General features: G+C 43.2%; 23 protein-coding genes. 17 read left to right on the forward strand and 6 right to left on the reverse strand.

What is annotated here, in order from left to right; genetic code table 11:
- The first annotated feature begins 379 nt into the window (after positions 1–379).
- From CHX35_RS10730 to lpdA, 6 genes are all read left to right on the forward strand, one after another.
- Entirely contained in the window at positions 380–2,278 is a 1,899-nt protein-coding gene (locus tag CHX35_RS10730) for an ABC transporter permease (RefSeq protein WP_091837351.1), read from the forward strand.
- A 255-nt stretch (positions 2,279–2,533) separates the two neighbouring features.
- Positions 2,534–2,902: a hypothetical protein gene (locus CHX35_RS10735; protein ID WP_091837353.1), complete on the forward strand. Its 369-nt coding sequence runs from the start codon at positions 2,534–2,536 to the stop codon at positions 2,900–2,902.
- 1,107 nt (positions 2,903–4,009) lie between these two features.
- On the forward strand, positions 4,010–5,083 hold the full coding sequence (pdhA, locus tag CHX35_RS10740) for a pyruvate dehydrogenase (acetyl-transferring) E1 component subunit alpha (RefSeq protein WP_091837428.1): 1,074 nt from the start codon (positions 4,010–4,012) through the stop codon (positions 5,081–5,083).
- 2 nt (positions 5,084–5,085) lie between these two features.
- Positions 5,086–6,066, forward strand: coding sequence for an alpha-ketoacid dehydrogenase subunit beta (locus CHX35_RS10745; protein ID WP_091837354.1), 981 nt, complete (start codon positions 5,086–5,088; stop codon positions 6,064–6,066).
- Positions 6,067–6,097: 31 nt separating this feature from the next.
- The gene (locus CHX35_RS10750) at positions 6,098–7,444 is read left to right on the forward strand and encodes a dihydrolipoamide acetyltransferase family protein (protein WP_091837356.1); all 1,347 of its coding nucleotides are present in this window, start codon (positions 6,098–6,100) and stop codon (positions 7,442–7,444) included.
- Between the two features lies 1 nt (position 7,445).
- Complete coding sequence (gene lpdA / locus CHX35_RS10755; protein ID WP_091837358.1) at positions 7,446–8,861, forward strand: dihydrolipoyl dehydrogenase; 1,416 nt, start codon at positions 7,446–7,448, stop codon at positions 8,859–8,861.
- Positions 8,862–8,922: 61 nt separating this feature from the next.
- Here the strand turns inward: lpdA and CHX35_RS10760 are convergent, their stop codons facing one another.
- Positions 8,923–9,360, reverse strand: coding sequence for a hypothetical protein (locus CHX35_RS10760; protein WP_091837359.1), 438 nt, complete (start codon positions 9,358–9,360; stop codon positions 8,923–8,925).
- A 2-nt stretch (positions 9,361–9,362) separates the two neighbouring features.
- On the reverse strand, positions 9,363–9,779 hold the full coding sequence (locus CHX35_RS10765) for a hypothetical protein (RefSeq protein ID WP_091837361.1): 417 nt from the start codon (positions 9,777–9,779) through the stop codon (positions 9,363–9,365).
- Between the two features lie 286 nt (positions 9,780–10,065).
- Here CHX35_RS10765 and CHX35_RS10770 point away from each other — a divergent pair, with 286 nt between their 5' ends.
- Positions 10,066–10,458: an acyl-CoA thioesterase gene (locus CHX35_RS10770; RefSeq protein ID WP_091837362.1), complete on the forward strand. Its 393-nt coding sequence runs from the start codon at positions 10,066–10,068 to the stop codon at positions 10,456–10,458.
- Positions 10,459–10,510: 52 nt separating this feature from the next.
- Here the strand turns inward: CHX35_RS10770 and CHX35_RS10775 are convergent, their stop codons facing one another.
- The gene (locus tag CHX35_RS10775; RefSeq protein WP_091837364.1) at positions 10,511–10,747 is read right to left on the reverse strand and encodes a DUF1128 domain-containing protein; all 237 of its coding nucleotides are present in this window, start codon (positions 10,745–10,747) and stop codon (positions 10,511–10,513) included.
- 94 nt (positions 10,748–10,841) lie between these two features.
- On the opposite strand from CHX35_RS10775, the gene CHX35_RS10780 reads away from it, so the two are divergent.
- Positions 10,842–11,279 (forward strand): DUF309 domain-containing protein, encoded by a 438-nt coding sequence (locus CHX35_RS10780; protein ID WP_091837366.1) that lies wholly within the window; start codon positions 10,842–10,844, stop codon positions 11,277–11,279.
- 17 nt (positions 11,280–11,296) lie between these two features.
- On the opposite strand, the gene CHX35_RS10785 is transcribed toward CHX35_RS10780, so the two are convergent.
- Both CHX35_RS10785 and CHX35_RS17280 read right to left on the reverse strand, forming a co-directional pair.
- Entirely contained in the window at positions 11,297–11,872 is a 576-nt protein-coding gene (locus tag CHX35_RS10785; protein ID WP_176392031.1) for a YdcF family protein, read from the reverse strand.
- 124 nt (positions 11,873–11,996) lie between these two features.
- Positions 11,997–12,317 carry a hypothetical protein gene (locus tag CHX35_RS17280; protein ID WP_140413596.1) on the reverse strand — a complete coding sequence of 107 codons (321 nt, stop codon included), beginning with the start codon at positions 12,315–12,317 and terminating at the stop codon, positions 11,997–11,999.
- A gap of 293 nt (positions 12,318–12,610) precedes the next feature.
- Between CHX35_RS17280 and CHX35_RS10790 the strand changes: the two genes are divergently transcribed.
- The 3 genes from CHX35_RS10790 to CHX35_RS10800 all read left to right on the forward strand — a co-directional run bounded on the left by CHX35_RS10790 (position 12,611) and on the right by CHX35_RS10800 (position 15,026).
- Positions 12,611–13,576: an endonuclease/exonuclease/phosphatase family protein gene (locus CHX35_RS10790; protein WP_091837369.1), complete on the forward strand. Its 966-nt coding sequence runs from the start codon at positions 12,611–12,613 to the stop codon at positions 13,574–13,576.
- Positions 13,577–13,766: 190 nt separating this feature from the next.
- A complete protein-coding gene (locus CHX35_RS10795; protein ID WP_091837371.1) occupies positions 13,767–14,369 on the forward strand; it encodes a kinase in 603 nt (200 codons plus the stop codon).
- Positions 14,370–14,567: 198 nt separating this feature from the next.
- Complete coding sequence (locus CHX35_RS10800; RefSeq protein WP_091837373.1) at positions 14,568–15,026, forward strand: hypothetical protein; 459 nt, start codon at positions 14,568–14,570, stop codon at positions 15,024–15,026.
- A gap of 66 nt (positions 15,027–15,092) precedes the next feature.
- On the opposite strand, the gene CHX35_RS10805 is transcribed toward CHX35_RS10800, so the two are convergent.
- Positions 15,093–16,472: a PepSY-associated TM helix domain-containing protein gene (locus CHX35_RS10805; protein ID WP_091837375.1), complete on the reverse strand. Its 1,380-nt coding sequence runs from the start codon at positions 16,470–16,472 to the stop codon at positions 15,093–15,095.
- 610 nt (positions 16,473–17,082) lie between these two features.
- On the opposite strand from CHX35_RS10805, the gene CHX35_RS10810 reads away from it, so the two are divergent.
- The 6 genes from CHX35_RS10810 to CHX35_RS10835 all read left to right on the forward strand — a co-directional run bounded on the left by CHX35_RS10810 (position 17,083) and on the right by CHX35_RS10835 (position 23,974).
- Positions 17,083–17,799 carry an SDR family oxidoreductase gene (locus tag CHX35_RS10810; protein ID WP_091837376.1) on the forward strand — a complete coding sequence of 239 codons (717 nt, stop codon included), beginning with the start codon at positions 17,083–17,085 and terminating at the stop codon, positions 17,797–17,799.
- A 362-nt stretch (positions 17,800–18,161) separates the two neighbouring features.
- The gene (gene qoxA, locus CHX35_RS10815) at positions 18,162–19,100 is read left to right on the forward strand and encodes a cytochrome aa3 quinol oxidase subunit II (RefSeq protein ID WP_425435347.1); all 939 of its coding nucleotides are present in this window, start codon (positions 18,162–18,164) and stop codon (positions 19,098–19,100) included.
- Between the two features lie 49 nt (positions 19,101–19,149).
- Entirely contained in the window at positions 19,150–21,111 is a 1,962-nt protein-coding gene (gene qoxB, locus CHX35_RS10820) for a cytochrome aa3 quinol oxidase subunit I (RefSeq protein ID WP_091837430.1), read from the forward strand.
- A 2-nt stretch (positions 21,112–21,113) separates the two neighbouring features.
- Positions 21,114–21,725: a cytochrome aa3 quinol oxidase subunit III gene (qoxC, locus tag CHX35_RS10825; RefSeq protein ID WP_091837380.1), complete on the forward strand. Its 612-nt coding sequence runs from the start codon at positions 21,114–21,116 to the stop codon at positions 21,723–21,725.
- Complete coding sequence (locus CHX35_RS10830; protein ID WP_091837382.1) at positions 21,725–22,027, forward strand: cytochrome C oxidase subunit IV family protein; 303 nt, start codon at positions 21,725–21,727, stop codon at positions 22,025–22,027. Before qoxC ends, CHX35_RS10830 begins: the two co-directional genes overlap by 1 nt.
- Positions 22,028–22,498: 471 nt before the next feature.
- The gene (locus CHX35_RS10835; protein WP_245838760.1) at positions 22,499–23,974 is read left to right on the forward strand and encodes an arylsulfotransferase family protein; all 1,476 of its coding nucleotides are present in this window, start codon (positions 22,499–22,501) and stop codon (positions 23,972–23,974) included.
- Positions 23,975–24,083: the final 109 nt, after the last annotated feature.

Below are 24,083 nucleotides of genomic sequence, written 5' to 3' on the forward strand. Positions count from 1 at the left end.
ACGATAAATGACTCCTCCGTCGATAGCGGTAAGATCGGAGGGGTTTTCTGTATCTATCTGTTACTCTATCAGTCAGTTATCTTCGCTTCTCAAACGGTATGTATTCTTATTTTAATGCCCGTTAACCTGAGAAGGATTATATGAATGTTTTTACAAAGGTCCGTGGGATCAGCAGAACTTCCTTTGCTAAACTGAATCTATTTTTTTCACAAAGGAGTTCGATCCATGGAAAGCTCGATTGTCACTCCGCGAATGGTAATGGAGCTGTTGGTTTCCGTTAATAAAGTGGATGAAACGACAATGTTGTTGGTTACCCATGACCCCTGAATCTCTAGTACCTATCATCGTATGATTTGCTCTCTTTACTGGGGGAATTCCTGTGAACTTTCGTCAATTCGCACTTAATAATGTGAAGCGCAATGGGGGTGCCTATGTAGGATACTTTCTATCGTGTGTATTTGTTGTGATGATGTTCTTTCTATATGCTATCCTGATGTTCCATCCTCAGTTGGAACTTTCTATACAAGGTACGGAAATGAGAAGTTGGATGATCACAGCAGAGGCTGTCCTCTATGGTTTTTCATTTCTCTTTCTATTCTACTCGATGAGTGTGTTTCTGAAGGAGAGAACAAAGGAATTTGGCATGCTCAGGATCCTAGGTGCCAAATCGGCGCAAATCTATCATTTAATCTTGTTAGAAAACCTTATTATCGGGATGAGTGCCATTATAGTCGGTTTGGTGTGTGGATTTGCTACATCGAAACTTTTCCTCATGGTGGGTGCAGATGTCCTTGACTTTAAAGGGCTTTTCTTTTACATGCCTGTAAAAGCAATCACTGTGACTTTCACGGTATTTACCGCGTTGTTTAGTATGCTCTCCATATTTGCTGTGGGGTTTATTCGCAAAAACAATATCATCGATCTTCTGCAGGAGAAGAAGAAACCTAAGCGAGAACTTCGTGCCAATCCCTGGTTAGCTCTGCTGTCCATCAGTTGTTTCATTCTAGCGATTGGTTTGTTGCGAAACGAGAGGCTGGAGCTAGAAACTACGATCACCATTTTACTGCTTGGTTGTATCGGCACCTATTTCTTTTACACCGAGCTCAGTGTATGGATGATGCAACAATTGCGGAAGCGAAAGTTTTATTTATGGAGGGGGACGAGGTTACTCTGGATATCGGATCTCTCCTATCAGCTGAGAGATAATGCGCGCATGTTTTTTATCCTGACGATCGTGGCAGCGCTTGCCTTCTCAGTGATGGGTGTCCTACTCGCAAGTGAGCGGCAGTTGATGATGATCTACCAGAAGACACCCTTTTCATTAGAGATGACCTCTGGCAGGGATGAAAAGAAGGGGCTAAAAGAGTCATTAAAGATAGATAAGATACTGAGTCAACAAAAAATTGAATATCAGAAGTTAATCACTCATTCCCTGTGGGTTAAAAAATATGGAATGGGAATGGAAATTATATCGCAATCTGATTTTCAATCGCTCATTTCTACTTTGCGTTTAAAATATGAAACAGTTAAAGATGATGAAGTGATTGTAATAAATTCTCCTTTATATGCATTTAGCAAAAAAGAACATATTGATGCTACGTTCAAGATAGGAAATACCCCTCTTAAAGTGAAGAAGCAGTATGAATACCAGATTTTTTCGGAATGCTCTCGTTTAGCCGTTGTATCCGATCCAATCTATTTACGAATGAATCGGTTATTCCCGAAGAGTCTTCATCATTTAACGATTTCATATTACATACCTGCATGGAAAAATCATAGAGTGCCCCATGATTCAGAAATTAAGACGTCGTGGGAAATTGGTACGATGAATAGTGATAAATTATATTTGAGGGGAGATAAAGTGCTGAATTATATAAATGATGTGCCGTTATATAAATTTACTAATTTTATTTTTGTTTTCATTGTGTTTATTTTATCCTTATGTATCGTTAGTTTCTTATACTTTCGGCTCTTCACCGATTTTTATCATGAGAGAGAATTTTATAGGAAGTTATCCAAGGTGGGTGTAAGTATTGAGGAGTTGAAGCATATCTCCACCTTAAAAATGGCAGTCATGTTCTTCTTTCCGTTGATCATTGCTGCGATGGAATCGCTTATTAGTTTATCGATGTTGAAAAGGCACATTGGGTTACTGGAGATCGTAGTGCCAAGCTTATATGGCATCGGTGTCTTCTTCTGCTTACAGCTCCTTTACTTTCTCATTTTCCGTTCCCGGTATTTGAAAAAATTAAATCAATGGATGACGGTAATGAAATGAAGTGGATCATCTCTTTACTGTTTATGTGGTACAGGTGAAGGGGGTTGTTCCTAAAGGAAAGAAAGAACGAGAGATTCCGAATCAATGACTGAGAGGACATAGCCGGTAGTCAAATAAAAATTGCAATCTACCTAAGTCTATATAATTAGGTAGGAACACAATTCAATCACGAAAGATAGAATCATTTCATAGAATATTGGAAGATATAAATTCCTCTATCTTTAATAATAAATATAAGAGTGGAGTGACTTGATATTGGCTGTTACTAATAGTTTTATAACTCTACACAATGATACGGATGCTTCTTATTTTGTCACAATAACTTTCACCGTAAATAGTGCTCCCATGATCATACAATTTTCATTAGGCGGAAATAAAAAATCATGTACACCTTTTGCAAGAAATGCGGTAAATATTACTCTAACCGTTCGCAAATCAAGAACGAGTGGGACGATAAGAGGCGGTAAAAGGGAGATTGCTGGAAGTCTAGTTTTCCCCACACAAAAATGCTATGTAATCGAGATAAACAAAACATTCCCGGATTTCAGGAAAGTAAGAAGATTGACTCAATTTAAATGTAGCACAGGTAATGAGTGCACCCTTGGTGGCGCAACAGGAAATTAATGTGAATAAGGTGGTTCTAAATGGCTAATTTTTTCAATAGTTTCATTATGGTGAGAAATAAATCCTCCAACTTAATCTTAGTTCATGTCGAGTACACCTTCTCAAGAGAAAGAATATTCGAAAATAAGTTTGTACCTGCGGGTTTCACGGGTTGTTTCGGTTTCCCTATTCCTGCAAGGGATATTAGATTGTTGGTAGTAAACCCGAAAAATGCAAATCGATTTATCGTGCGTCGCTTTCGTGGTAGAAGCCGAATTCAAAAATGTTATGATACGACAAACTCAAACCTGTTGAAAAGAAGTGCCTGTGGAAATAGGGGATGTAGTATCAATGGAAACTATGTATAATCCTATTACTGCGTAAATATTAATATATATATTGTGATTATTGCTACCGAGGCAAGAGCTCTCTCGCCTTTTTTTTGTGCCCTCTGCTACCGCTTTCCTATGGATCGTGGGTAAATGACATCGTATACTTTGTTGGTTTCCCTGATCGTTCGATCTACCTGTCAAGTGGCTTGTGCGGAGGTTACCTCTGTATTTTCCTTGCTTCTAAGCTATTTCAATCGCGCTCCCCTAATCGATTTCCAAATATTACATATCGGAAGAGTTTTTATTAAATCTTTCGTCGATAGAGAAAGATAACCAAGTTAAATCATCTTAATTTTAAATCAGGAGATAATCCTCGCCCATAAAGCTCCTCCGTTTATTAGGTGAAAAGGAGCTTCTGTCCCTATCTGTTGCACTATATATTATCCCACTGTACCATAACTGTATCACCTTTATAATCGTTAATTTTATTAGTATTGACGCTCTTTTTGATGAGGTGTATTATTCGTTTTATAAGGCTGTTTATTAGTTCGTACGACAAGGGTCTCCTATGATCGTATGAAAGAGTGTGCGATCACCTGGCAGGTTTTTTGCCATAGGGTGTCGGGTAGAGATTCTGTGAATGGGTTTTAAGGGCTTTAAAAGGGATTTCTATCTCATGCCGCATGTCTTGGGGTAGAAAAGAGAAGCCTAACGGAATGGAAAGCCCTGCCTGACACTCCGCCTGGAAAGGGAACCACCAAACAGATTGTGAGGTGTATTCATCGTGTCAAACGTGATGGAACTGAAAGAAGGAACCGAGATGTTCCAAATTTTAAACGAAGATGGCGAAATCGTTGACGGACAGAAAGTACCGGATCTCTCTGACGATGAGTTAAAGGATCTCTATCGCTGGATGCTACGAATTCGCACTTTTGATGGACGTGCCATTAAACTGAATCGCCAGGGTCGCCTTGGCTTTTATGCACCCATGGCTGGACAAGAAGCATGTCAAATTGCTTCCATGGCCGCATTGAAGAAGTCCGATATGCTTTATCCTAGTTATCGGGATGTAGGTACCGCTATGTACCATGGTCTGCCGATGGAAAATGTTTTCCTGAACTCCCGGGGACAAATTCACGGAATGAAGACCCCTGAGGATGTAAATGCCTATCCTCCGCAGATTATCATCGCAGCCCAAGTTCTACACTGTGCAGGTTCTGGCTGGGCATTTCGTTTGAAAGAAGAAGATCATGTGGCCATTTGCTTCTTTGGTGATGGTGCCACATCAGAAGGGGATTTCCACGAAGGAATGAACTTTGCCTCGGTCTATGAAGCGAACTCGATCTTCTTCTGCCAAAACAACCAATATGCGATCAGTGTACCCATCCATAAACAAATGAAATCGGAAACCATTGCGCAAAAGGCAATTGGTTATGGCATGGCAGGTATCCGGGTAGATGGTAACGATGCATTAGCCGTTTACCAAGCAACGAAGGAAGCCGCAGACCGTGCTCGCAAGGGTGAAGGTCCAACCTTGATTGAGGGAGTTACCTATCGAGTAGGTCCTCACACCATGGCTGGGGATGATCCGGGTCGTTATCGAACGAAGGATGAGGAAGAAAGTTGGACATCCAAACGGGATCCGCTCAAGCGTCTCCGTAAATTCCTTGATTCCAAAGGGCTTTGGTCGGATGAAGAGGAAGAGAAAGTACAAAAAGAAGTTCTCGACGAGATGAATGAAACAATTAAGAAAGTAGAGAAAGCGCCGAAGGGGACAGTTGCAGAGCTTATGGATGGGCTTTATACGGAACCCACACCGCTTATTAAAAAGCAAAAAGATGAATATCTCACATGGAAGGAGGGCAAATAAACATGGCAACCATGACATTAATTAATGCGATCAACGATGGTCTTCGTGCTGAAATGGAACGGGATAAGAATGTGATCGTTCTTGGGGAAGACGTTGGGGTGAACGGTGGAGTTTTCCGTGCAACGGCAGACTTGTACCAGAACTTCGGCGAAAAACGTTCCTTTGATACGCCGCTTGCTGAGTCGGCTATTATCGGTACAGCCATTGGTCTTGCGAACCATGGGTTTCGCCCTGTTCCAGAAATTCAGTTTGCAGGCTTTATCTATGAATGTATGGATCAAATCTCTACTCAAGCTGCACGTATTCGCATGCGTTCAGGCGGTCGTTTCACGGCGCCGATCACGGTACGTATTCCTTACGGTGGTGGAGTAAAGACGCCAGAAATGCACTCCGACAGTTTGGAAGCTCTCTTTTTACACAGCCCCGGGGTTAAAGTGGTGGTCCCATCCAATCCCTATGATGCAAAAGGGTTATTGATTGCGGCGATTCGCGAAGATGATCCAGTCATCTTCTATGAGCCCATGAAGCTCTATCGTTCCATTAAGGCGGATGTTCCTGAAGAAGCTTACACTGTAGAAATTGGGAAAGCGAATATCGTCCGTGAAGGCAGTGACGTGACGATTTTGGCATACGGAACCATGGTACACACAGCAGAAAAAGCGGCAGACCTTGCTGAAAAAGAACGTGGCGTTAAAGCTGAAGTCATTGATCTACGTACCATTTCTCCCTTTGACCTTGATACGATTATTTCTTCTGTGAAAAAGACCCATCGTGCGGTGATCGTTCATGAAGCGGCGCAAACCGGTGGTGTTGGTGCAGAATTGGCTACCCGGATTAATGAAGAAGCGATCCTATCCTTGGAAGCCCCTGTTGTACGGGTTGCAGGATTTGATACCCCTTATCCGTTAACGGCGATTGAGGATGAGTATCTACCAACTCCTGAGCGAATCGCAGCAGGAATTTACAAAACGCTAGACTTTTAAGATCAATCGTTTTGGAAAGGAGGACGTACCCATGGCATTTGAATTTAAACTGCCGGATGTAGGGGAAGGAATTCACGAAGGAGAGATCGTCAAATTTCATGTCGCCGAAGGGGATTCCATTACCGAAGATGATGTGCTGGCTGAGGTACAGACGGACAAGGCAGTAGTTGAGATCCCTTCGCCGGTAACTGGTACGGTAAAAAAGCTGAATGCTGCTGAAGGGGAAGTTGTTGAGGTGGGTTCGGTACTTGCCATCTTTGATACGGATGGGGATGATGCTGATTCCTCTGACGAAGAAGAGAAGGAAGTATCCAATGAGGAAAAAACAGAGAGTCAAGATGAGCAAAAAGAGAGCGCAAAGGCGGATCGCGACTCCGATCAGGTAGCAAAGAAAGAAAGTGGCACACCGAAAGCAGCGGGTCAAGATGTGTTGGCGATGCCCTCTGTGCGCAAAAAAGCGCGGGAACTCGGCATTGATATCAACGAGGTATCCGGAAGCGGTAAAAATGGTCGCATCATGCTAGAGGACTTAGATAGTTTCAAATCAGGTGGCGCTAAACAAGCAGATGCTGGTGAAGACAAACAAAAAGAGTCGGCGAAAGAAGAGACATCCTCGAAGGAAGAGCAAAAAGATTCTTCTAAAGAGAAGAAGTCAGCTTCTTCTGTCGCTCACGAAGAGGAAGAGCGTATCCCGCTACGGGGCATGCGCCGCACTATCGCTAAACGGATGGCACAAAGCGCGTTTACGGCTCCCCATGTTACAATCATGGAGGAAATTGATGCCAGCGAATTGATTGAAGTCCGTAATTGGGCAAAACCAATTGCTGAAAAGAAAGGCGTTAAACTCACGTATTTGCCCTTTGTGATCAAAGCGTTGACAGCGACTTTACATGAATTTCCGACATTGAATGCGTCGATTGATGACGAAAACGAAGAAATTGTGCTCAAAAAGGTTTATAATATGGGCATTGCCACCGCGACAGAAGATGGTCTGGTTGTACCCGTCGTAAAGAATGTGGATAGAAAATCCATCTTCACGTTGGCTGAGGAAATCCGTGAGGTTGTGGATCGTACCCGCAACAGAAAGGCCAGTGTTGAAGATTTGAGGGGAAGCACCTTCTCGATCACAAACATTGGATCCTTTGGCGGTCAGTACTTTACCCCGATCATCAATTATCCGGAAGTGGCTATCTTTGGTATGGGTAAGATGGCGGATCGTCCGGTGGCCGTGGATGGTGAAGTTGTCATTCGTCCAATGATGAATGTATCTTTGTCCATCGACCACCGTCTTATTGACGGAGACGTGGCTGCTCGCTTCCTAAACCACGTCAAAGAGTTACTGGAAAACCCGAAACTCTTGATGATGGAGATGAATTAATATGGTAGTAGGAGATTTTGCAAACGAAGTCGATGTTCTTGTTGTCGGGGGTGGCCCTGGTGGATATGTTGCTGCCATTCGAGCTGCCCAGTTGGGGAAAAAAGTAACCTTGGTGGATAAAGCAGAACTGGGTGGTGTGTGCCTTAACCGGGGCTGCATCCCTTCAAAAGCGTTGATCCATGCAGGGGACGAAATTCACAAGATGAAAAACTCTTCCCATATGGGAATTGAAGTGGATGGCGTAACCATTAACTTCGCAGACATGATCAAGTGGAAAGATAGTGTTGTGAACAAGCTGACCAGTGGCGTAGGCTCTCTCTTGAAAAACAACAAGGTTGAGGTTGTTCAAGGGGAAGTCTACTTCACAGGAGAAGATACCTGTAAAGTGGCTACGGAAAGCAATAGTACAACCTATCAGTTCAATCACTGCATCGTAGCAACGGGTTCCCGTCCAACGGAGATTAAGTCCCTTCCCTTTGATGGAGAAAACATTATCTCTTCGACAGAAGCCCTTAATCTTTCAGAAATTCCTGCTAAGCTAATCGTAGTGGGTGGTGGCTATATCGGTCTTGAACTAGGGACTGCCTATGCGAAACTCGGTTCTGAAGTGACGATCCTAGAAGGAATGGATTCCATACTTCCTGGTGTGGATGCTTCCATGAGCCGCATGGTAAAACGCAACTTGAAAAAGCTTGGTGTTGAAGTTGTGACAGGGGCGATGGTACAAAGTTCCGACAAGTCTAAGGACGGCGTTACGGTAACCGCGAAGGTGAAGGACGAAGAGAAGACTTGGACGGCGGATAAAGTGCTTGTCTCGATCGGACGAGTTCCCAATACGGATGAACTTGGTCTTGATCAAGCGGGTCTTGAAACCGACGAAAAAGGATTTATTGCACATGATGAGCAAATGAAGACGAAGAATGACAAGATCTTTGTGATCGGTGATATTGCAGGTCAACCGATGCTTGCTCACAAAGCAAGTTATGAAGGTAAAATTGCAGCAGAAGTGATCGCAGGTGAGCCAAGTGTGGTTGATTACCGGGCAATGCCTTATGTCATATTCTCTGATCCGGAGTTAGCCTATACGGGCATGACGGAGAAAGAAGCGAAGGAAGCCGGTCATGATGTGGCTGTCAGCCGGTTCTCCTTTGCTGCCAATGGCCGTGCTCTCTCTCTTGATGCGGCAGACGGATTCTTCCAAGTGGTTGCCGATAAAGAGACGAAGCAAGTCCTTGGTGCTCAAATTGTAGGTCCAGAAGCTTCTAGCCTCATCGCGGAAGTGGTTCTGGCGATCGAGATGGGTGCTAATGCTGAGGATATTGCACTGACGATTCATGCCCATCCTTCATTGCCTGAAACCTTTATGGAAGCAGCAGAAGGAATTATGGGGAATGCCATTCATATGGTGAATAAGTAAATCGATAGTTGATACAAAAACGCATCTCCTGTGCTCAGGAGGTGCGTTTTTTTAAAGAAAATTATTTGGATCGATCTAATGCACCGTTAGCTAATCGTAGTCGACCTCTTGCCCAGGTGGGAGTTGTTGCGTTGGTGATCACACTGCGTAGGTTTTGTTGTGCGGATAAGAGTGGAACAATTGCCCATGCTGGAACAGGTGCTGGTGCTTGATTATTAGTGATTGGTTCACCGTTGAGAAGCCTTTGCGCGCGGATGGTGGCTTGGGTGATAAGTAAAGATGTGAGTGTGCCATAGGATTGTTGAATGAGATTAAGGGAGGGTTGAGGGAGGATGATCCTGGGGTTTACATTTGTCCTTACCCGTCTAATATTTGAGGCAATCACGACTACCTGATTAATAAAAGTTTTGGCTGCCGAAAAGCTTACGAAGGTGGCTGGAGAGAGTAGCTCTCTAGTCTGAAAGTGTATCTGTTTAATTTGAATCGTTTTTTGTTCCATAATTACGCACGCCTCCTACCCAGTACGACTTCTAGAACACGGATCGCGATAACTAAGAGTGGACGAACCCAATTGGGAGTCGATCTTTTCCGCTGTACCAACTGAAGATTTCGTAAGGATACCATGACATGGTTTCTTGCCCATGCTGGAAGTGGTCGCCTAGGCTTTGCTCCTATCCTACCCGTTAGAAGTCGGTTGGAGGTAAGGTAAGCAGACGCATTCATGACCGTAATGATCTGTTCTAAGGCTTTTGCTAATTGATTTTGGGTGGGCAGGGTTAGCGCAATTCCTGCAGGTCTACTTGGTTCAAGATTAGCCGCAGTTGACATAATCTGGCGGAGTGTTAATCGTGCGAAGCCGATGAGTGCAATATCTCGGCCGGAAAGGGGTCGTCTCAATTCGACAGCAGTTGATTCCACATACACACACCCTTTCTGTAAGAGTAAATTTTTAAATAATGTATGTATATGGGAGCTATATTTGATATAGTAACTAGCCTAAATTAATAAATATAATATATATGACACGAATACGCGGTTGTGATAGGCTATTGTATTATCACTATCTATAATGAGAAAGAATACTCTTCAGCGGAAGAGCATGATGGATGATCGGTAATACCATGCCAATCCTAGAATGGTGATGTCCTATGATACAATGTTGCATGGAGAGAAGGTCAGGTGGATTAGGAGAGGAGATTAGCCGATGCGTACATCGATCACGATTGAAGTACGTCCTACCGAAATTGACGTAATGGGTCATGTGAACAATGCAAAGTACTTAGAGTATATGGAGTGGAGTCGAGAAGATTGGTATAACAAGATGAAGCTCCCTATCGATGTGTTTACAGAGATGAACGTGGGTACGGTGACGGTAAATATTAATATTAATTATCGGAAAGAAGCACGGCAGGGAGAGTTATTGACCATTTATACAGAATCCATCCGAAAAGGGAAAAGTAGTTACGTCCTGAAACATGAAATTCGGAATGAGAACAGGGAATTGGTCGCAGAGGCCGATGTAACGAGTGTTACCATTGATTTAAAGCTGCGAAAAAGTGTGGAAGTCCCTTCTGCGCTTGCAAAAGCATTTTCATAATCAATAAAAAGACTGCCGCCGGTTGTATCGGGGCAGTCTTTTGGAATAAAGGTTACTTCTCAGCGGATTGACGGAGGGAACGTAGTTCTTCTAGAATGCCTTCAATCTCCATCATCGTTAGTTTTCCTTGCCGTTTTCCTACCATGGTATAAAGGTCATGGACTTCCTCGTAATCATCAAGATGATAATCTTCTGCTTTAATCAGCCCCGCGTTGACGAGCTTGAGGTGATTTTTAATTTCATTAATCATAAAGGTCAAATTTTCTTGCGTAGGTTGTTCCAGGTTCATGGGTTACGCTCCTTTCTCTTCAGACCTATTGTAAAGGAATTTGTTGCAAATTCCCACTGTTGCCATGCGATTAACCGATGGAGGTGATGGAACGATGAGTCAACCGGGTTGGAAAGGTTATTCCCCGTTATATGTTCAATTTTTATATCATTTTAACGTTGATCGAGATTACTTTGAGTGTCATGAGGTACTTGAAGAATTATGGATGGAGGAGGGAAGAGAACCGCTCTTTCAAGGGCTTTTGCAAGTGGCTGTTGCCCTCTATCACCATCGTAATGATAATGAAAATGGTGCACGTAAACTATTAAAAGGTGCATTAGAGAAGCTTGTCGATTATCCAAAGGATGCCCTAGGAATTGATCTAGATCAATTGAGAACTGATGCAGCTACCTATCTCGAACAGCTAGAGCGGAGTACAAGCACGCATCCCTATCTCTTTCATCACCTAAATATTAAGATACTCGATTCTCAACTCGACTCATTAGTGGGAAAAATCATCACTAATCATCGCAGTGATATTGAAGATATGTAAGGGATCATTTGAATCGATCAAACCTTGGTTGACGATAACAGAAAAAACTTAATCAGTGCCATGCATTCTCTTGTTTTGTGGTAGAACATTCGCAGATGTTTTGAGGCAAAAGGAGCGGGTAGAGCGGTGACCCCTGCTCTTTCAGCGCTTTGTAAGGCACGAAACATATGATAGTCATGGGTAATGAGGTACACATCAGGATCTAACTTTCGTTTTTTTAATAAACGATTCGTTTGTGAGAGATTTTCTAGGGTATTCATCGAGTGAACTTCAGTCACGATGGCTGTTGTTGGAATTCCATTATTTCCCAAGTATGCCCGCATCACTTGAGCCTCGCTTACGTGCTGATAATCTCCTCCCCCAGAACATATCACTTCAGTTAACCAACCTTGTCGATAGAGAGTTAGCGCATAATCTAAACGTTCTTTAAGTGCAGGACTGGGTTCTTCTCCGCGTAATGCCGCACCAAGAACTAAGCCTGGACGTGGTTGGTCAGGCTGAAAATCGAAGGATTCAAAACGGGATACCTTTTGCCATAAAATGTAGTATCCAATCAAAAACATCGTGATCAAGATGATTAAGCCAGAAATCATAGCAAGCCCTCCTGAAAAAAAATTGGGATACTCGTTACACACTCTTCTTCCCAACGATAGTTCACATGCTTTTTGATACATGACATGTGCGATGAAAAAAGCTTGAGGGCATTTTGAGAGTGATTTATTGACAATCAGGTAACGGGCAGTTGGATAACGTGGGAGGATTGGGATGAAAGACCGAAAATTTATCACGCTGAGCATCCCATTCGATTACGATTCCATCGAGCCACCCTGCTTCTGATTGGGGAGCTGTAAAAGGAACGTCAAGTGCTTCTACCAATAAATATCCAGGTAAAATATCCGTTATCTCTAATGCGAAGGAGGGGGTATTGCAACCCGATGTTAGAGGGACCACACGAACAGCGAGGGTGTCTCCCTCTTCTTCAGCAGCAAGGAGGGCATGTAATCTTGCTGCTGCTCGTGTACTGATGTGAATATTCATTCGATCCCCTTCTTTCGTAGATAGATGCTACGCTACTATAGCATGTTTTTAGGATGGATAGGTACCCATTGAAGGGTTTAATGAAGCAACGCCGTTTCCCTCTAGATAAGAGGGGTGGCGTTGTTTTGTTTTGGTTTCCTATTGAAGGAGTCGGCTAGAAAGGTGCATCTACCCCTCTTATTATGAAAAACGTGGTCACTCAGTGTTTTAGATTACCAACTGCCGTTACTTAATCAGTGAATCTACATAGGATTGATATATAACCTTTATTCACAAGAAAATAGGTGGTAAGATTGCTTCAAAATCGAACGATCACGGTGATGACCTTAAACGCTTATGTAGGGACAAACTTAGGTCCTTTATTCTCAACAACTGCCACTCAATTACCGATACGAGTAACAGAAGTTTTCCGTCAATTTTTAGCGACCAATATCCCTTCGCGAGTAAATGGGTTTGCAGCGGAGATAAAACGAGCCCGTCCTGATATCGTCGGACTTTACGAGATGGATATTGTTCAGTTACTTGCCCCTTCTGGTTCAGGTGCTCCCAGTGCGACCTACGATTTTTTAAATCTATTGCTCAAAGCTCTGCGAAGGATGGGGCTTCACTATCGTGTCATAGCCATTGGGAAAAATTATGATGGCCTAGCTCCTGCTTCGACGGGTTATACCGTTCGTCTCTTTGACCGTAATATTATTCTTGCTCGGCGAGGCGCCCCACTATCTTTTTCAAATGTGCAAAACTTTAACTTCAATCAAAATACCGTCATTACCCTTGGGGGAAGACCCTTTCCGATCCTGCATGGTTTCTCTACAGTAGATGTCGTCGCTTATGGGAAAAAATTTCGATTTGCAGCGGCTCATTTGGATGGTTATACAGCAAGTGTACGGTTTGCACAAGTCAATCAATTAATCCGTACCTTGGCTAATCCACCGCTCCCAGTTGTACTCGTAGGTGATTTTAATAGTAATGCTCTTCGGAATGGTCGTGTCTACCGCCGTGTACTCCGTGCGGGTTATACAGATGCCTGGACTCAAAAGGGGATTGGACCAGGCCCCACCTATGGTTTTGATTATGACTTACTGAACGTGGGGAATTCACTTTTCGAACGAGTGGATTATATTCTGTATAAAGGGAAAAAAGCCTTTACTGTGCGGAAAATTTTCCGCGAAGGGCAAACACAGCGTGCCCGCATACCATCGTCACCCCTGTGGCCATCGGATACAGCATCGGTTGTCGCACAACTTCGATTAAACTAATCAGGGAAATCATTTGGGAAAATCAAATTAAAAGGTATGGAATGTACGATTGAAAAGGGGAGTTGCGCATTTTCGTTACTCCTTTTCTAATTCTCAAAAAGGTGTGGTTTAAATGCTAGGATGCAAAAGATAAATACCCACGTGCCTTTTTCGCTAATCAATTTACCTGTCATACATAGGAGGGTATCGATTGGATAGGAATCTATCGACTTTACTCGATCGGTTATTGGGCATTGAGAGTACGCAACGTTTTATTCTGGGGGTTGATGGGTTAAGTCGTTCAGGAAAAACTACGCTTGTTCATCAATTGCGTACCGCATTTGAAAAAAATAATGTATCCGTTATGGTGCTACATATGGACGATTATATTGTGGAACGTAAAAGACGGTATAACACTGGTCAGACACAATGGGTTGAATACTATCATTTGCAGTGGGATGTGGATTGGCTAACGAGAAATCTTTTTAAGAAATTAAAAGACGCTAATTTCCTGACGCTTCCACAGTATGATCCCGTATCCGATACCCATCACACCCTCCAGATTCCACTTGCAAAATCCTCGGTTGTGATTGTTGAAGGTGTTTTTTTACTGCGGCAAGAGTGGGAGGATTTCTTTGATTATACGGTGTTTTTGGAGTGCCCACGTGAACAGCGATTTCATCGCGAAAGTGCTTCGACCCAAAGAAACATGGACAAGTTTCGCGAGAGATACTGGAAAGCAGAAAAACACTATATGGAGGTAGAAAGACCGAAGGGGAAAGTCGATGTAGTATTACAAAATGATGCTCATTGAGGATAAAAGAAAAATCGCAATGCAGTTATTTCAGTTGAGATTGTTGGGTAAGGGCATATCCCTATATAATCGATTGCTGACATTGAGAAAGGCCGCTTAGTAGCAGAAACACCTAAATTTGAGTTCTGAAGTCAAACAACCATACCATTCTCAAATCATCGAAATAAAGTAGTGTAGTCAAAGGTGAGGTGAGTGGTGATGAAGATAAGAAACCAAAGGGCGCGCGCGATTAATACTACGACGGTATTGGCAATTCCTTTTACATTCTATAGTGATCGCGTCATTCAGGGATTTGGTCCAGGGGGAGGACCAGGATTAGCCTTAGGGTTTCCGATTATTGGAATGGAAATTGGTTTAATCGAAAGAAACCTACAGGAAAACATGGTGGCGGAAATTTTAAGAGTTACCAATTTGTTTAATCTTACCGTTGGCAATCGCCTAAACAATAAGACGCTAATCCAACGGGGTGTACCTGTTCCTCAAGGGGTAACGAAGCCAGTTTTACGGGTTGGATTTGAACCCACGATTGAAAGAACGTCTCGCCATGTATATAATCAACTGTTTCCTGCGTTAAGGGCAATTAATGAAAACTTAGACTACGTGACCGTTTTAACCACTGTTGGAAAAGCAACGCATAGAAGGGTTGTGCCATTGTAGCCTCTTTTGATGATCGAGTATACAACGAATCACCTTCATCATAGAGATGGAGGTGATTCGTTGTATTTAACCGATCCATTTTTTTAAAGCGGGTATACGCCGAATGACGAGCCAATCCAAAAGGAGTACAACCAAGAGCGATAAGCCAGCTAAGGGAAAGAGAATCCCTAAGAGGATGATCAGGATAACGGTTCCTTTTGCTAACGCAAAATTCTTGGGTAGTGAAGGGGCCCCCAGCTGATTCCCAGGCTTTCGCTTCCACCACATCATGAAGCCAGTGACTGCAATGAGAATGATTCCTATGCAAATGAGTAAGTCGATCAGTTGATTGGCAAGACCGAAGTAAGTGCCTTGATGAAGAGCAATTCCGGTAGAAATAAGCTTGGCCATGATGCCATAGTCCTTAAATCGGTAATCATCCAACACATTACCGCTATATTGATCGAGGTGAAGGGTCGCTTCATCCGTTGGCTTGTCAGGGAAGACCGAGACGGTATAAACACCTGTTTTTCCCTCTGGAAAAGTTACGTTATATCCAGGGTGTACTTTCTTTTCGTTTGCGATGGATACAGCCTGATCGATAGAGATGGGCATTGCTTTCTGGCTTTTTGACTGAGGAACGGGACGTTCTTCAGCTGCCCAAGGAACTTTGGCAACATCTTTAGAAGGAAGGGTTGATTTCGGAATATCCTCTCCCATTACAGCAGCGGGATAACCAGCACCGGCTGCAGTTGAAAGCTTTTGAACTTGTTCACCCCAAAATCCAGACCAAGGGAGGCCTGTTAGAATCAACATGGCAATACCAAGGGATAACCAAAAAGCAGGAACGGCATGAAGATCTCGCCAGAAAGTGCGCTTTCCCGTACGCAATCGTGGCAATAATGTACCAAAAATACCTGTTTTATCTCGGGGCCACCATAGATAAATGCCTGAAATAATAAGGATCAACCCCCAACAGGCTGCCAATTCGACGAGTCGATCCCCAGTTGTTCCGGCCATTAATTCACCATGTATCTCTTGGAGTTTATTCATCAACCGATCATCCTCAGCAAGATCACCAAGAATTTTACCGTTATAGGGATTTATAAATACCGTGAGGGAAGTTGTTCCATTCTGAAGGCGGACTTCGGAGGAACGATTGGCCTCCGGATGGGGACGATAGCTTAAAATCTGTGCCTTGGGATACGCTTTTTTTACCCTATCAAGCTGTTCTGATGGCTTTAATTCGGTGTGCTCTGCTTGTACTTGAAGCTGATCTTTGTATAACATTCCTTCAATCTGTGGCTTGAAAAGGTAGATACCTCCAGTGATCGCTAGCATAATTAAAAAGGGAGAGAAAATAAGCCCTGCATAGAAATGCCATCGCCAAATTGCACGAAATAACTGGTGAGATCGTTTTTGTTGAGCAGTATCCTGGGTGGGGGATTGATATTGAGGCTCTGCCATAAAGTTATACCCTCAATTCCTTAGTGGTTTTTGTGGTTTTCATGATTCTCATGGTCTTTGTGATTCATATGATTTTGATGATTCGAATCCGTACTCGAAGAACAGGCTGTCCCCATAATCAGTAAACCGATCAGTACCAACGAAAAAGTTAGGTGTCTTTTTAACACAGAACGATCTTCCTTTCCATTTGAGAATTAATTTTGTAGGTAGTTAAAGATTAAATGATAAGTTACCACATCGTTTTTCGTGGGCAGTTGCTCAATTATTGAGGGAGCAGTTGATTCATATTCGGATAATATTATTGCTATATCCCTCTGTATTAAGGCGAGTAACCCGTGTTTAGTGTATAAAATCCAACCGATGTTGAGAAGTAGGGAGAAATTAAATTTTGTTAAATAATGAGGTTAAATAACAAAGTGTCACAAATTGACCACAACAAACGACAAAATGACTTCCTCGTTGTCTCATAGCTATTGAGACACCATAAAAGGCGTGATGTTTCGCCTACTTTTTTTAAGGGTTACACAACTGTATGGAAAAGGTTTTTTAATGTAAGCATTGAGGGTATAGGAAAGTGGCCAAGAATTGCTTTTTAATAGGAGGAAATAGCATGTCACTCAAAGGAAAAAAAGTGATTGTCTTCGGAGGTAGTTCGGGGATTGGACGAAGTGTTGCTGAAGAAGTCGCCCAGGAAGGTGCTCATGTCATTGTTGTCAGTCGCTCCTCTGAAAAATTAGAACAAGCAGTACAATCAATAAAAGGGGAGGTCTCTATTTATACCGTCGATATGACCGATGAGCAGGCAGTTAATGACTTTTTTGCGAAAGTGGGTACTTTTGATCACTTAGTGAATACGGCTGCACAAGGGCCGACAGGGGATTTTCTAACCTTGGAAACATCGGAAGCAAAAACGATGATGGAAAGTAAATTCTGGGGGCAATATCTTACAGCAAAGTATGGTGCACCACGAATGAATGAAGGAGGATCGATTACTTTTACAACGGGCGTACTTTCACGTAGACCAATGCAAGGGACTTCTATTTTATCTGCAGTGAATGGTGGCTTAGAAGGTCTTACGAGAGCACTTGCTTTCGAATTAAAGCCCATTCGGGTGAACGCAGTTTCACCGGGGATTGTAAAAACTCCCTTATATGATGGCATGGATCAAGCGAATCGGGAGCAATACTTTTCGGAAACTGCACAGGCGTTACCTGTTGGGAAAATCGCTGATCCGAAGGATATTGCCCAAGCCTATGTGTATCTTATGAAAAATTCCTTTAGCACCGGTACGGTTCTCCATGTGGATGGTGGTCATCCCTTTATGTAGCTAGGCAAAAAAGCCTCCCATATGATGGGGGCTTTTTTTATGTAGATTTCCAATGAAAATGCTTCGATTCCACATCATACCTAAGTTGTGTCAAATCCGTGGATGATTCCTGACAGAACGGTGTATTTACCGTGACATCTTGTTAACATTGCTTTTTGGAGGGGAGCCGTAAGGCGATTCGGGTGATACGATAAAAGCGAAATTATTGACCCCGGTTAAAAGGGGCAAAGCGATTGCCTATAAGGGAGTCCAACAAATTAAAGGGTAAGGTGTTGACGATGAGGGTCGTTACACGCCTTGAATTGAGTCGGGTGGATAACTAGTCTACCTAAAGAATGTGGAGAAAGGAAGGAAGAATGATGCTGCCATTGCGTAACGGTGCATGGAAGTGGCTGGCAGTGGCTGGAATGATGATGGCCATCTTATCCGGTTGTGAACCTGTTAAGATGGGTGTTCTCAATCCAAAGGGCCCTGTCGCACAGAAGCAGTATGATCTGATCATTTGGTCCGTCGTATTAATGTCGGTGATTTTGATCGTGGTCTTTGTACTCTTCGTCGTTATTCTAGTAAGATTTCGTGCTTCAAAGTTGAGTAAAGATTATGAGCCTCCTGATGTGGAGGGAAACACATTTCTTGAAATTGTGTGGACCGCAATTCCTGTACTTATCGTCGTTGCATTGGCTGTTCCAACAGTGACCTCTACCTTTGATTTGGAGAAGTCACCCAGTCCGAACAAAAAGCCGATTACCATTGAGGCAACTTCAGCGCAATGGAAATGGATTTTTAAGTATCCAGAGCAGGGGATTGAGACGGTAAACTACCTGAAGATCCCCGCGAATGTGCCTGTTCGTTTTAAGCTAAGCTCCCATGATGCAATGAATTCATTCTGGATCCCAGAGCTAGGTGGCCAGGAGTATACCATGGCCGATATGCCGATGTTCTTATGGCTAGAAGCCGATAAACCTGGTAAGTTCATTGGTCGCGGCAACAACTTTAGCGGCCGGGATTTTGCCAAAATGGAATTTACCGTTGAAGCAAAAAAGCAAAGCGATTTTGATAGTTGGGTGGATCATGTCAAAAAGACAGCACCTAAGCAATCAGAAAAGGAATATAAGGCTTTGTTAAAGCCGGGTACTGTCGATCTTAAGACATACTCATCCTATCCTAAATCTGCCGAAGTGAAAGAGCCTAATCATGGTGGAATGGAACATGGTGGAATGGATATGGATCACTCAAAAATGAAACATGAAGACATGGAAGGTATGGAAGACATGCCTGGCATGGACCATGACAAAAATTAGCATCATGGAGTAAGGGAGGTTTCGAGCCGTGGGTCTGTTTAACTTTAAGATGCCTGAGCACTTTATCATTATGAATAATCCGCTGATTATTGGCGCATGGATTTCGATCATATTGGTTTCTGTAGGCATCGTATTTTTTGTTACTAAATACAAAAAATGGGGCTACCTCTGGCGAGAGTGGTTTACCACTGTTGATCATAAAAAGATTGGTGTCATGTACATCCTAGCAGCGCTGTTGATGTTATTCCGCGGTGGATTTGATGCGATTCTAATGCGGACACAGCTTGCGCTACCGGATCTAAAGGTTCTGGACGCACAGCACTACAATGAGATCTTTACCACACATGGTACGGTGATGATCTTATTCATGGCGATGCCCTTTATTATCGGTTTGATGAACGTGGCTGTACCGCTACAAATCGGTGCACGGGATGTCGCCTTTCCGGTATTAAATGCAGCGAGCTTCTGGCTTTTCTTTGTCGGTGCGATGATCTTTAATATTTCCTTTGTGGTTGGTGGTTCACCGGATGCGGGTTGGACGAACTATGTGCCTTTGGCAGGTTCTGATCTGACACCAGGTGTGGGAATTAACTACTATCTATGGGGACTGCAAATCGCAGGGATTGGTACGCTGGCGACTGGGGTGAACTTCTTCGTAACGATTTTGAAGATGCGTGCTCCAGGAATGACACTGTTGCGGATGCCGATGTTTACTTGGTCGACATTGATTACCTCGATCATCATTATTTTTGCTTTCCCTGTATTGACCGTTACCCTTGCGATGCTCACCTTTGATCGTCTCTTTGGTGCTCACTTCTTCACCATCGATGCAGGTGGGATGCCCATGATGTGGGCGAACTTGTTCTGGATCTGGGGACATCCTGAGGTATATATCGTGATCTTACCTGCTTTTGGGATTTTCTCGGATGTGATTAGCACCTTCGCTCGTAAACGCTTGTTTGGTTACAATGCGATGGTGATTTCCATGGTAGCGATTTCTGGATTGAGTTTTATCGTATGGGTTCACCACTTCTTTACCATGGGGAATGGTCCTTGGATTAACTCCGTATTCTCGATTACCACGATGGCGATTGCGATTCCTACTGGTGTGAAAGTCTTTAACTGGCTCTTCACGATGTATAAAGGACGGATTGAAACCCCTGCACCGATGTTGTGGTCATTGGCATTCATCCCGAACTTCTTGATTGGCGGAGTAACGGGTGTGATGCTTGCTTCGGCACCAGCGGATTACCAATACCACAACAGTTACTTCCTAGTCAGTCATTTCCACTATGTATTGATTGGTGGAACGGTGTTTGGTTGTTTGGCAGGGATGTACTACTGGTGGCCCAAGATCTTTGACTTTAAGATCAACGAACGGATTTCTAAGTGGGCTTTCTGGCTCTTTGTGGTTGGTTTCAACCTATGCTTTGTCCCCATGTATCTCGTAGGGCTTCAAGGGATGCCGCGCCGGGTGTACACCTATGGGGAGCATATGGGTTGGACAACCTGGAACTTTGTTGAAACCATAGGCGCTTACTTGATGGGTGTCGGCTTTATGTTGATTGTATGGGCGATCATTTACAGCATTCTCCATGAAAAACGGGATCGGAGTGGTGATCCGTGGAATGGACGGACCTTGGAGTGGGCAATTTCCTCGCCACCTCCTCACTACAACTTCTCCCGGATGCCGAGTCGTGTCACTTCTGCGGATCCATTTTGGGATGCGAAGAAGCGTGGAGAGACTATGTTCGATGAGAATGAGCCATTGAAGCCGATTCATATGCCGAATAACGATGGAATGCCAATTGTTTTGTCTGGCTTTATGTTTATTGCAGGCTTTGGGTTTGTTTTCGAATGGTTGTTGATCGGGTTTATTGGGCTCCTAGGAGTGATCGGGTCGATGATCTGGCGTTCCTTTAAGGACTATGATGCGGATCATTATGTACAGGTTGATGAGATTGAACGAGATCAAGCGGAATTAAAAGCCGCACTGGAAGGGAGGTCCTGATCATGGCATCCAGTAGTGTACCGAAGGGTACTCCAAACTTTCCTGAGTACCAAACGGAAGAAGGACGATTAAAGATTTTTGGTTTTTGGGTATTCCTTGCTGCTGAGGTTGTTTTGTTCTCTACATTGTTTGCTACCTATCTGGTACTTGCAGATCGGACCGCAGGAGGGCCCACAGGAAAGGAACTCTTCGAAGTCAAAGACTTTATGATCGAGACGATGCTCCTTCTGACTTCCAGTTTTACATGCGGTTTAGCGGTTTTGGAAATGCGGAAAGGGAACAAAAAGGGTGTCTTTATCTGGATGATAGCGACGCTTGCAATGGGTCTTGGCTTTCTTGGCATGGAAATAAGTGAGTTTGTCGCCTATGTGCATGAGGGAGCTACCTTACAAACCAGTGCTTTCCTTTCTGGATTCTTTGTACTAGTTGGGACGCACGGGGCCCACGTAACTTTAGGGGTCGTTTGGATCTCATTGGTTCTTACTCAAGTAGCCAAGCGTGGGCTAACACCGATGACCTGTCGTAAATTATTTATCGGTGGCCTTTACTGGCACTTCCTTGATGTAGTTTGGATCTTTATTTTCACGGCAGTCTATCTAACGGGGTTGATCTAATGAGTGAACAACAGCACGCATCTGCTAAGCATCATATTACAGGCTTTGTGCTTTCGTTGCTTCTTACCTTCGCGGCGTTGTTTCTCGCTTTGAATACGCCGTTGAGTGTTGGTCTTAAATTAACGGTCATCATCGTACTCGCAGTTTTCCAGATGCTCGTGCAATTGGTTTACTTTATGCACGTGACAGAGGGAAGCAAGATCTATCAAATTATTTCCTTCAGCTATGGGATATTTGTTGCCGTATGTGTGGTAGCAGGATCGATCTGGTTAATGTTGCTGAATGGAATGAGTATGTATTGATTGACGATAAATAGTAATATGGTGAAAGAGCTTCCTTTGGGCTATAACCCAAAGGAAGCTCTATTTCTATTGGATGGGAGCATTCCTTAGATGGTAGGAGGAAGAGGAAGTATCGAATAGTAAAGTGAATTGGAGAGGGATATATGGGTTATGACAGCATATATTCATTAAGATAACTTCACACGAACATTTAGTATGCCTTTTTCACTAGTTAACAATCGAGTAGCTCGTTTTTAAAAAACTATATCAACAACTGATATCCTGTTTATAGCAATTTTTTTCTATGATAATGCACAGTGGTACATCCTAGCGATGTGGCAACGATTTATATTTACTCGCTATTCTTAGACCAAACGTTCCCTGGGTATTCTGGGTATCCATGACGCTGTCGGGCAATTCCTTACCATCGCATGTGGAAACGGATCCGATTCCTCAACGGGTTACTTCCAACAAAAACGGAGGTCGAGCAGAGTGGAGAACGTTCAATCGGATCGATCATCGCAAACATTTCCACATGTCTCAAGCTCACAAGTGTGGGACTTTGTTTCAGAACCCCATTTACACCCCATGAAAGTGACTGTAAATGTTAATCAACCGGGGACAGCTCCCGGATTCATATTCGTTACCCCAAGTCAAATGGATCTTGAGGACATGCAACAAGGTGCACTGATCATGGATCAGTTAGGTAACCCTGTCTGGTTCAGACCGCTCACCGGTAGTACAGTCAATACGGACTTTCGAGTACAATCTTTTATAGGTAAGCCAGTTTTGACTATGTGGCAAGGAGAGCTAACATTGGGTCTGCCTTCTCCTGGAGCTTTTTTTCAGATTATAAATCAGAACTATAAAGTGATAAAGAGAATTACTGCTAAAAAAGGATTTATTTCCGATGCGCATGAGTTTATTATTACAAAACGAAACACTGCTTTGTTTATTGGATATAAAAAGGTGCCGACCGATCTAACTCCCTTTGGAGGATTAGAAAATGGATTCATTGCAAATGACTCGATTCAAGAAGTGGATCTGAAAACAGGTAAACTCCTATTCTTTTGGGAGGCACTTTCTCATGTTGATCCTGCTGACTCCATGGTACCTGCATCATCAGCAACAGAAACAGACAATATTTGGGATCCATACCATACAAATTCATTGCAAGAAGGACCTAACGATACGCTCCTCATTAGCATGCGAAACATGTGGTCCATTCTTTGTATTGATAAAAAAACGGGCAAGATCTTGTGGCAACTTGGGGGGAAAAAGAGTAATTTTACTTTCGGACCAGATGCTACCTTTTTTTGGCAACATAACGCTCGTCATCGACCTGGAAACAGGATCAGTTTGTTTGATAACTCTTGTTGTGCAACACCAAATTCTCCACCAGAAGGTCAAAGCCACGGTCTCATTCTTAAGCTCAATTTCAAAAAATGGACTGCTGATGTAGATCGGACATATTTTCATGATCCTTCTTTATTTTCTGTTGCAGAAGGAAATGTTCAAAACCTATCGAATGGAAATCAATTTATTGGGTGGGGCTCAGAACCTTATCTCTCCGAATATAAAAGAAACGGGAACACGATAGAAGACCCTACACTCAATTTTTTGTATAATATGGAGTTCCCTAATGAAAATACTTCTTATCGGGCATTTAAAAATGAATGGGTCGGTTTACCGCTTGATGCAGTTAGTATTGTTGTCGATTTATTTGAGGAAACCGCGATTGTTTATACATCATGGAACGGATCAACAGAAACCGTCGCTTGGCGCTTACTTGCTGGTACAACGCCTCAAACGCTGTCTGTTGTGAAAAAAAGCGCCCCACGTACTGGATTTGAGACAGACATTAAGGTTCGAGCAGTCGGTCCTTACTTTCAAGTGAAAGCATTAAATTCATCTGGAAAAGTGATAGGTCGGTCGCGGATCATTTTTGCGGAGGAGATTGAAGAATAGCCACGATACATCGATAAAGTGCTTCTTTGGGGTTAATCCCTAAAGGAGCACTTTTTAAGTTAAAGGGTATCCCTTAGGTTCAGGCATTTTGTGTAACGCTTCAAATGAT

The organism is Marininema halotolerans (genome assembly GCF_900116235.1).
Taxonomy (GTDB): Bacteria; Bacillota; Bacilli; order Thermoactinomycetales; family DSM-45169; genus Marininema; species Marininema halotolerans.

Excerpts from the sequence above, each read along its gene's own strand:
- CHX35_RS10780 (WP_091837366.1), top strand. The coding sequence starts at position 10,842 with ATGAGTCAACCGGGTTGGAAAGGTTATTCCCCGTTATATGTTCAATTT.
- qoxB (WP_091837430.1), top strand. The coding sequence starts at position 19,150 with ATGCCTGAGCACTTTATCATTATGAATAATCCGCTGATTATTGGCGCA.
- CHX35_RS10775 (WP_091837364.1), bottom strand. The coding sequence starts at position 10,747 with ATGAACCTGGAACAACCTACGCAAGAAAATTTGACCTTTATGATTAAT.
- pdhA (WP_091837428.1), top strand. The coding sequence starts at position 4,010 with ATGGAACTGAAAGAAGGAACCGAGATGTTCCAAATTTTAAACGAAGAT.
- CHX35_RS10805 (WP_091837375.1), bottom strand. The coding sequence starts at position 16,472 with ATGGCAGAGCCTCAATATCAATCCCCCACCCAGGATACTGCTCAACAA.
- qoxC (WP_091837380.1), top strand. The coding sequence starts at position 21,114 with ATGGCATCCAGTAGTGTACCGAAGGGTACTCCAAACTTTCCTGAGTAC.
- lpdA (WP_091837358.1), top strand. The coding sequence starts at position 7,446 with ATGGTAGTAGGAGATTTTGCAAACGAAGTCGATGTTCTTGTTGTCGGG.
- CHX35_RS10810 (WP_091837376.1), top strand. The coding sequence starts at position 17,083 with ATGTCACTCAAAGGAAAAAAAGTGATTGTCTTCGGAGGTAGTTCGGGG.
- CHX35_RS17280 (WP_140413596.1), bottom strand. The coding sequence starts at position 12,317 with ATGAATATTCACATCAGTACACGAGCAGCAGCAAGATTACATGCCCTC.
- CHX35_RS10785 (WP_176392031.1), bottom strand. The coding sequence starts at position 11,872 with ATGATTTCTGGCTTAATCATCTTGATCACGATGTTTTTGATTGGATAC.
- CHX35_RS10830 (WP_091837382.1), top strand. The coding sequence starts at position 21,725 with ATGAGTGAACAACAGCACGCATCTGCTAAGCATCATATTACAGGCTTT.
- CHX35_RS10750 (WP_091837356.1), top strand. The coding sequence starts at position 6,098 with ATGGCATTTGAATTTAAACTGCCGGATGTAGGGGAAGGAATTCACGAA.
- CHX35_RS10760 (WP_091837359.1), bottom strand. The coding sequence starts at position 9,360 with ATGGAACAAAAAACGATTCAAATTAAACAGATACACTTTCAGACTAGA.
- CHX35_RS10800 (WP_091837373.1), top strand. The coding sequence starts at position 14,568 with ATGAAGATAAGAAACCAAAGGGCGCGCGCGATTAATACTACGACGGTA.
- CHX35_RS10770 (WP_091837362.1), top strand. The coding sequence starts at position 10,066 with ATGCGTACATCGATCACGATTGAAGTACGTCCTACCGAAATTGACGTA.
- CHX35_RS10745 (WP_091837354.1), top strand. The coding sequence starts at position 5,086 with ATGGCAACCATGACATTAATTAATGCGATCAACGATGGTCTTCGTGCT.